Here is a 7,478-nt window from a genome sequence, read left to right on the forward strand (position 1 = left end):
GCCGTTCGAACTCGCCCGCGACCTCGCGGAAGATGTGCACCGCCTCGGACTCCAGCGCGTCCAGATGCGAGAGGGCGAAGTCGTTCACAGCAGCCCCCGCTCCGCCAGCACCGCGTACACGGTGTCGGCCGACTCGGCCGGCGTCTGCTCCTGCGTACGCAGCACCAGCGCCGGGTCGGCGGGCGGCTCGTAGGGGTCGTCGACCCCGGTGAGCCCGGTCAGCTCACCGGCGGCCTGCTGGGCGTACAGCCCTTTCACGTCGCGCTCGCTGCACACCTCGACCGGGGTGGCGACATGCACCTCGATGTACGGGGTTCCGCTCGCCCGGTGCCGTTCGCGGACCGCCTCGCGGCTGTCGGCGTACGGGGCGATCACGGGGACGACGGAGAGCACGCCGTTGCGGGCGAGCACCTCGGAGACCAGGCCGATGCGCTGCACATTGGTGTTGCGGTCCGCGCGGGAGAAGCCGAGGCCCGCCGAGAGGAAGCGGCGGATCTCGTCGCCGTCGAGCACCTCCACCCGGCGGCCCTCCGCCTTCAGCCGGTCACCGAGCAGCCGGGCGATGGTCGTCTTGCCCGCGCTCGGCAGCCCGGTGAGCCAGACGGTGGCTCCCAGCGGTCTTGCCGTGGTGGTCATGCGCAACAGTCCTCTTCTCGTTCCTTGCCCCCGTGACGACCTCACGGACGGTAGGTAAGAAACTTGAGAGGAGGCACAGAGAAAGCTGAGGGTTGCGTGAGTGACGGGTGTTGTGTGCGAGGTCACAGCCCCTTTGTCACAGGTCGGCGAAGACCGAGCCCGCGTCCCGCAGCCGTTCGTGCAGAGCCCGGAACACGGCGGCGGAGCGGATGCCCGGCCAGTCGTCCGGCAGCAGCCGGGCCGGCAGCCCCGGGTCGGCGTAGGGCAGCCGGCGCCAGGAGTCCAGGGCGAGCAGGTAGTCGCGGTAGGCGTCCTCGGGCGGGGTGTCCGGGCGGCCCTCCCAGGCGCGCAGGACGCGCGCGTGCCGGTCGAGGAACGCCTCGTGCTCCTTGGCGATGGCGGCCAGGTCCCACCAGCGGCCCACCGCCTCGGCGGTCGGCGCGAACCCGAGATGCTCGCCGCGGAAGAAGTCCACATAGGCGTCCAGCCGCAGCCGGCCCAGGACGTGCCGGGTCTCCGCGTGCAGGCGGGCCGGGGCGATCCACACCCCCGGCGCGGCGGTGCCGAAGCCGAGCCCGGCCAGCCGGGAGCGGAGTATGTGCCGCTTCTGCCGTTCCGACTCCGGGACCGAGAACACCGCGAGCACCCAGCCGTCGTCGGCCGGCGGATCGGTGGCGTGGATACGGCGGTCGCCGTCGTCGAGGAGCCGGCGGGCCTCGTCGGACAGTTCGTATCCGGCCGCGCCCCGGGCGGTGCGGGCGGGCAGCAGCAGGCCGCGCCGTTTGAGCCGGGACACCGACGAGCGCACGGACGGCGCGTCCACCCCGACCGCCGCGAGCAGTCTGATCAGCTCGGCGACGGGGACCGGGCCCGGCGCGAAGCGGCCGTACGCGCCGTAGAGCGTGACGATGAGGGACCGTGGTGCATGCTGGTCGGACACGTTGATCATCTTAGGTCGTCGGCATCACTGCCGGTCACCCGTGGTTTCCCTGGTCTCCAGCAGCCGGAACCGCCGGAGTTTCCCGGTCGCCGTGCGCGGCAGCGCGGCACGGAACACGATCTCGCGCGGACACTTGTACGGCGTAGGCGACCACGGTCTGCCCGCGCTCCGGGTCCGGCCGCCCCACCGCCGCCGCCTCCACCACGTCGGGATGGCGCAGCAGCGCGTCCTCCACCTCCGAGCCCGCCTGCCGCAGCCGGTCAGGCCGCCATCGTGAGCCGCCCGGCGGGCACCCGGTGCGGATCCACGGCCCGCCCGTCGAGGAGCAGTTCGCCGGTGTCGTCGAAGACGATGGTGCCGTCGCACAGCAGGTTCCAGCCCTGCTCGGGATGAGCGGCGACGACGTGTACGGGGAGCGTGTCGGGGCCGGGACACGAGGACCGGTGGGAACACATGGCGCACCTCCGCGTCGGATACGGGCCTTTCCTGTACGGAGACGATGCCCGCGCCGCGGACTCGTCGGAACCGGTGGCGGCCGACCGTGACAACACCCGGACACGGACGGCACGGTCCGGCAACGCGCCACCGAAGGAGTGACGGTCACGCCGAGCGCGGCACCGGGCGGGTACGAGTGGAAACCCCCATCGTTTGGAGAGCCCCGTGTTCGTGAAGTCCTCCCTGGCCACCGCGGCCCTGCTCCTGCTGTCCGCCGCCCCCGCCGCCCAGGCCGCCCCGTCCGTCCACTCCGCCCCCGCTGTCCCGTCGGTCTCCGGTTGGCTGACGGTCGATCCGGCCGGCCGCATCGCCCCCGACGGCACCGTCACCCTCTCCGGCACCTACCGCTGCGACGCCGGCGGCCCCGTCTTCGTCAGCTCCTCGGTGAGCCAGGACGCCGGTGCCGTACGGCACGGCATCGGCGGCACCCGCGCGGTCTGCGACGGACTGGAACACCCCTGGGTCAACTCCGCCAGACCCGCCACGGCCCCCACCGCGGAGGGCCTGAAGCCGGGACCGGCCCAGGTCGAGGCCACCCTGATGGAACTGCGCCCGCTCAGCGGCCTCCCGCTGCCCGCCTTCCACGCCCGACAGGCGCGGGAGGTCACCCTGGTCCAGGGCTGAGCGGCGGCGCCCCGGCCCGCCCGTGTGTCGTGGCCGTGTGTCGCGGCCGTGTGTCGCGGCGGTGCGTTCGGGCCGAGTGTTCAGTCCACGGTGACCACGGTCTTGCCGCGGGCGTGGCCCCGTTCCACATGGCGTACGGCCTCGGCCGCCTCGGGCAGGGAGCAGGTCCGGTCGACCACCGGGGTGAGCCGGCCGGCCTCGATGAGCGCGGTGACGGCGAGCAGGTCCTCGCGGGTCGGTCCGGCCGGGGCCGCCGGCTGGATCACGCGGAGCTGCTGCCGGACGAACGCGTTGAGCGCGAGCAGCCGCGCCATCGGGCCCATCGCTCCGACCAGATGGCCGGGCGAGCCGCCGCCGTTGGCCACCAGGGTGCCGGTCGGGGTGAGCGCCCGGCGCAGTCGGCGCAGCGGATGATTGCCGACGTTGTCCAGGATCACGTCGTGGCGCACGGGCCCGTCGGTGAAGTCCCGCCGCGTGTAGTCGACGACGTGTGCGGCGCCCAGCGAGCGCACCAGCTCGACGTTGCCGGCGCCGCACACCCCGGTGACCTCGGCACCCAGGGCGACGGCGAGCTGTACGGCGAACGTGCCCACGCCGCCGCCGGCCCCGTTGACCAGCACCCGCTGCCCGGCCCGGACCCGGCCGACGGTCCGGATGCCGCGCAGCGCGGTCACCGCGCCCATCGGGACGGCGGCGGCCTGCTCGAAGGTCAGGCCGGCGGGCTTGGGCACCAGCAGGTCCGCGGTGGTGCACGCGTACTCGGCGAAGGCGCCCGGACAGAAGCCCAGCACCTCGTCACCGGGCCGCACTCCGCGCACACCGGCGCCGACCGCTGCCACCTGCCCGGCCGCGTCGATCCCCGCCACCCGGGACTTCGGCCGGGTCACCCCCACGGCCCCCGTCAGCCGGGCCACGTACGGGTCGCCGCGCAGCATGTGCCAGTCGTAGGGGTTGACCGCGGCGGCCCGCACCCGCACCAGCACCTGCCCGGGCCCGGCCGCGGGCCGGTCGGTGTCGGTCAGGCGCAGGACGTCCGGTGGGCCGAACCGTTCCTGGACGATCGCCTTCATCGTGCCTCCCCACCCGTCGTGGTGTACGGCGTACACCCCTAGGTGGGCACGCTAGGTGTACGCCGTACACCCGTCAAGGGGTGGGGGAGGGCGGCAGGTCGGGCCGGCGGCAGATCAGGCCGTGCTGCCCCGGAGCCGCTCCAGGCCGTCCAGGGTCAGATCCAGGGCGAACTCGAACTCGAACTGGTCGTCGCAGCCCGGACCGACGACCGACGCCTGGTCGTGGGCGACACTCATGGCCAGTTCGGCGAGGTGGGGATAGCGCGCGGCCATCTCCTCGGGGGGCGGCGCGTCCGGGTCCGGGGCTCCGCCCGGGGTGTCCTGGAACAGTTCCTGGGAGAAGCCCAGCAGACGGCTGCCCATCACGTGCATCGCGTGGTGCACCAGGTCCAGCGAGAACCCGCCGGCCCGGAAGGCGCCGACCATCGAGTCCAGATACGCCAGCATCGCGGGGCTGGGGGTGGCGCGGGCCTTCATCCGTGCCTCGATGACCTCGGCCGCCCAGGGGTGACGCAACAGCATACGGCGGGCCGACAGCACCCGCCGGCGGACGACGGTCTGCCAGTCGGTGCTGGCGGCCGGTGGGTCGATCTCGCCGAGGAGGACGTCGATCATGCCGTCGAGCAGTTCGTTCTTGTTGGCCACGTGCTTGTACAGCGCCATGGGCACGACGCCGAGCGCCTGTGCGATCCGGCGCATGCTCAGCGCGTCGACGCCGCCCTCGTCGGCCAGTGCGACGGCGGTGTCCAGTACCCGTTTCCTGCTCAGCGGAGTGCGGGGCCGCGCGGCGGCATCGGCCTGCGGGGCCATCTCCACCCTCCCCTCTGGTGCGGGTACTCGTGCGGGTACTCGTGCGGATCTCGTGCGGCCAGTCATGCTAGCCGCCGATCTCCGCCCGGGGGTCGGCGAAGCGGGGTGGTGACGTTCCCGCGTGGGCCGGCCGCCACGTACAGCTACGAGACGGAGCGACCCGGGCGGCGCGGCCACCACCGGAACGGCCGCCGCGAGGGCCGTACCACCACGCGGCCGAAGGTCTTCAGGCCGACCAGTTCCACGCGCAGGGCGGGTGCCGTGTCGGGGTGGGCCGGGGGCCGGCGGTACTTGACCCTGCTGTGGAGCAGTTGCAGGCCATCGGTGTCGATCACGACGCCCGGCCGGGTGATCAGTTTCAGGGTCTTGCCCGTCATGCCCACATCGATCCGGAGGGTGTCGTGCGTGATCACCGCGTCGGTGAAGTCGAGCTTGGCCCCGCAGAACGTCAGCGCCAGCTCCAGCCTGCGCGGCACCACCCAGCGCCCCGTGCGTACCACCGGGGCGCTGTGCACCTGTTCGAACCGGACCACGTCCTTGGCCTCGGGGACGGTGGCGCCGGCCGTGGCCGACACGGGCGGCAGGTCGGCGGTGAGCGGGGCCAGTTCGCTCAGGGTCCGCGCCGACAGGGCGGCTTCCAGGCGCTCGTCCAGCTCGTCCGCGGTCAGCAGACCGTCCCCCGCAGCGATCCGCAGCACGTCCACCACCCGGTCCCGGTCCGCGTGCGAGGCCCGCAACTCGGGCGACTGGGGCGGTGATCCGGGGTCGGTGCGCTTACCGGTGGGTGAGATCTCTCCCGACATGCTTCCGCCCTGGTCCTGTCGAACGTCTCCGCTCGAACGTCACCGCGCGACGCGGGGCGCGGGGTGTGGCGCCAGGAGCAGACTAACGCTGTATCGCGACATCGGGCAGGCGGCGTGACCCGGTCGCGCCGCCAACGGCGCGGTCACAGCGGCCAGTTGCGCAGGACGGCGTCGGCCAGCTCCTGGAGCTCGTCGCGGCCCACCCCGCTCGCGGCCTGTACGGCGATGCCGTAGGCGACGGTGGTGAGGTGGCGGGCCAGCAGCCCGGGGTCGGTCTCCGGGGGCAGGTCGCCCTCGTCGACGGCGCGCCGGAACCGGTCCCGGACCCGCGCGCAGCCGTCCTGCCGCCAGGCGACGAGCAGCTCGCAGACCTCCTGTCCGGCGTCGCTGGTGGCCAGGGCGCTCTGGACGCCCAGGCATCCGTGCGGCTGGGCCGGGCGGGTGGTGGTGCGCACGACGCCGGCCAGGACCGCGGCGGCGGCACCGCGCGCGGTCGGCTCCTCCAGGGCCCGGGTCAGGTACGCGCTCGGGCCCTCGGTGTAGCGCTCCAGGACCTTGCGGAACAGCTTCTCCTTGTTGCCGAAGGCGGCGTACATGCTGGTGGTGGAGATGCCCATCGCCCGCGTCAGGGTGGCCGTACTGGCCCCCTCGTAGCCGTGCTGCCAGAAGACCAGCATGGCGCGCTCCAGGGCCTCGTCCGGATCGAATCCGCGCGGCCGGCCGATCGGGCCGCTCTCTTTCGTCTCCACCCCCGCAGCCTACCTCTTCCGCAGCGATCGCTTCAGAAGTGCTGGCGTTCGACTTCCGCAGCGATCGCTACAAAAAGCCGAAGGGGCTATCCACATGGGACTTCTCGACGGAAAGACCGCTCTCGTCACCGGCGGCAGCACCGGGATCGGGCTGGCGAGCGCGGTCCGGCTGGCGGCCGAGGGCGCGCACGTGTTCCTCACCGGCCGGCGCAAGGCCGAACTCGACGCCGCGGTCGAACTGATCGGCCCGGCGGCCACCGCGGTCACCGGCGACATCGCCGACCTGGCCGATCTGGACCGGCTCTACGCGGCGGTCCGGGACCGCGGCCGGGGCCTGGACGTCCTGTTCGCCAACGCCTCCGTCGCCTCGCTGGCGCCGCTGGAGCAGATCACCGAGGAGCACTTCGACACCCTCTTCGGCATCAACGTCCGCGGCACCCTGTTCACCGTCCAGAAGGCCCTGCCCCTGCTCAACGACGGCGCGTCGGTCATCCTGAACGGCTCCACCAACGGGGACGTCGGCGACGAGGCGCTGGGCGTGTACGCGGCCACCAAGGCGGCCACCCGGTCGTTCGCCCGGACCTGGGCCGCCGAACTCAGGGGACGCGGCATCCGGGTCAACACCGTCACCCCCGGCCCGACCGAGACCCCCGCGCTGCTGGCTCTCACCCCCGACCCGGAGGACTTCAAGCGGCACCTGTCGGCGCGGGTGCCGCTGGGCCGGCTCGCCCGTCCCGAGGAGATCGCCGCCGCCGTGGCCTTCCTCGCCTCCGGCCAGAGCAGCTTCGTCACCGGCTCCAGCCTGTACGTCGACGGCGGCCTGAACCAGATCTGACCGGATCTGAAGGGCCGCGGAGCACCGAGGCGGCGGTCAGTGGCCGGCGGGCAGGGTGATCCCGTAGGCCCGCATCTTGCGGTAGATCGTCGTGCGGGAGATGCCGAGCCGCTGCGCCGCCAGCAGTTTGTTGCCGTCCGCCGCCAGCAGGGCCTGGACCAGCGTGTCGCGCTCGGCCGCCTCCCAGGCGCTCAATGACCGGCCGCCCGCCGCGCTGTGCAGGGCGGGCGGCAGGTCGCGCAGTTCGATCCGGTAGGTGTGGCGGCCCGCGGCGGCCTTGCCGAGAACGGCGCCCAGCTCCCGGACGTTGCCGGGCCAGTCGTGGCGGCGCAGCAGCGGCAGCACCTCCGGGGCGCACTCCACGCCCGCGCCGGTCCGCCGCAGCAGACAGCCGACCAGCGCCGGCAGGTCGCCGAGCCGGTGCCGCAGCGCCGGTACCGCCGCCGCCTCGACGAAACAGCGCCGCAGCGGCTCCGGTACGCCCGACGCGCGGTGCAGCGTGCCCACGGCCCAGGT

The 7,478-nt window shown here is 73.5% G+C and carries 10 protein-coding genes and 1 pseudogene; 2 read left to right on the forward strand and 9 right to left on the reverse strand.

The features are described 5' to 3' along the window. Nucleotides 1-84: 84 nt before the first annotated feature. From cysC to ACTT8P_RS37545, 4 genes and pseudogenes are all read right to left on the reverse strand, one after another. Nucleotides 85-636 carry an adenylyl-sulfate kinase gene (gene cysC, locus ACTT8P_RS37530; RefSeq protein ID WP_442836276.1) on the reverse strand — a complete coding sequence of 184 codons (552 nt, stop codon included), beginning with the start codon at nt 634-636 and terminating at the stop codon, nt 85-87. A 136-nt stretch (nt 637-772) separates the two neighbouring features. Next, nucleotides 773-1,585, reverse strand: coding sequence for a PaaX family transcriptional regulator (locus tag ACTT8P_RS37535; protein WP_442836277.1), 813 nt, complete (start codon nt 1,583-1,585; stop codon nt 773-775). A gap of 15 nt (nt 1,586-1,600) precedes the next feature. Further along, nucleotides 1,601-1,823: pseudogene (locus ACTT8P_RS37540) on the reverse strand (AMP-binding enzyme); the annotation flags it as partial. Between the two features lie 13 nt (nt 1,824-1,836). After that, nucleotides 1,837-2,031 (reverse strand): DUF5999 family protein, encoded by a 195-nt coding sequence (locus ACTT8P_RS37545; RefSeq protein WP_442836278.1) that lies wholly within the window; start codon nt 2,029-2,031, stop codon nt 1,837-1,839. Between the two features lie 205 nt (nt 2,032-2,236). Between ACTT8P_RS37545 and ACTT8P_RS37550 the strand changes: the two genes are divergently transcribed. Then, nucleotides 2,237-2,695, forward strand: coding sequence for a DUF6299 family protein (locus ACTT8P_RS37550; RefSeq protein ID WP_442836279.1), 459 nt, complete (start codon nt 2,237-2,239; stop codon nt 2,693-2,695). An 80-nt stretch (nt 2,696-2,775) separates the two neighbouring features. Here the strand turns inward: ACTT8P_RS37550 and ACTT8P_RS37555 are convergent, their stop codons facing one another. From ACTT8P_RS37555 to ACTT8P_RS37570, 4 genes are all read right to left on the reverse strand, one after another. Next, nucleotides 2,776-3,765: an NAD(P)-dependent alcohol dehydrogenase gene (locus tag ACTT8P_RS37555; RefSeq protein ID WP_442836280.1), complete on the reverse strand. Its 990-nt coding sequence runs from the start codon at nt 3,763-3,765 to the stop codon at nt 2,776-2,778. Between the two features lie 114 nt (nt 3,766-3,879). Next, nucleotides 3,880-4,575: a TetR/AcrR family transcriptional regulator C-terminal domain-containing protein gene (locus tag ACTT8P_RS37560; RefSeq protein ID WP_442836281.1), complete on the reverse strand. Its 696-nt coding sequence runs from the start codon at nt 4,573-4,575 to the stop codon at nt 3,880-3,882. Between the two features lie 143 nt (nt 4,576-4,718). Further along, complete coding sequence (locus ACTT8P_RS37565; protein ID WP_442836282.1) at nt 4,719-5,378, reverse strand: DUF1707 SHOCT-like domain-containing protein; 660 nt, start codon at nt 5,376-5,378, stop codon at nt 4,719-4,721. 143 nt (nt 5,379-5,521) lie between these two features. Next, on the reverse strand, nt 5,522-6,127 hold the full coding sequence (locus ACTT8P_RS37570) for a TetR/AcrR family transcriptional regulator (protein WP_442836283.1): 606 nt from the start codon (nt 6,125-6,127) through the stop codon (nt 5,522-5,524). Between the two features lie 94 nt (nt 6,128-6,221). Between ACTT8P_RS37570 and ACTT8P_RS37575 the strand changes: the two genes are divergently transcribed. Next, nucleotides 6,222-6,962 carry an SDR family NAD(P)-dependent oxidoreductase gene (locus ACTT8P_RS37575; protein WP_442836284.1) on the forward strand — a complete coding sequence of 247 codons (741 nt, stop codon included), beginning with the start codon at nt 6,222-6,224 and terminating at the stop codon, nt 6,960-6,962. A 36-nt stretch (nt 6,963-6,998) separates the two neighbouring features. Here the strand turns inward: ACTT8P_RS37575 and ACTT8P_RS37580 are convergent. Continuing rightward, on the reverse strand, nt 6,999-7,478 hold a 480-nt coding region (locus ACTT8P_RS37580; RefSeq protein ID WP_442836285.1), incomplete at its 5' end, for a helix-turn-helix domain-containing protein.

It is taken from the genome of Streptomyces sp. JW3, assembly GCF_052216785.1.
Classification (GTDB): Bacteria; Actinomycetota; Actinomycetes; order Streptomycetales; family Streptomycetaceae; genus Streptomyces.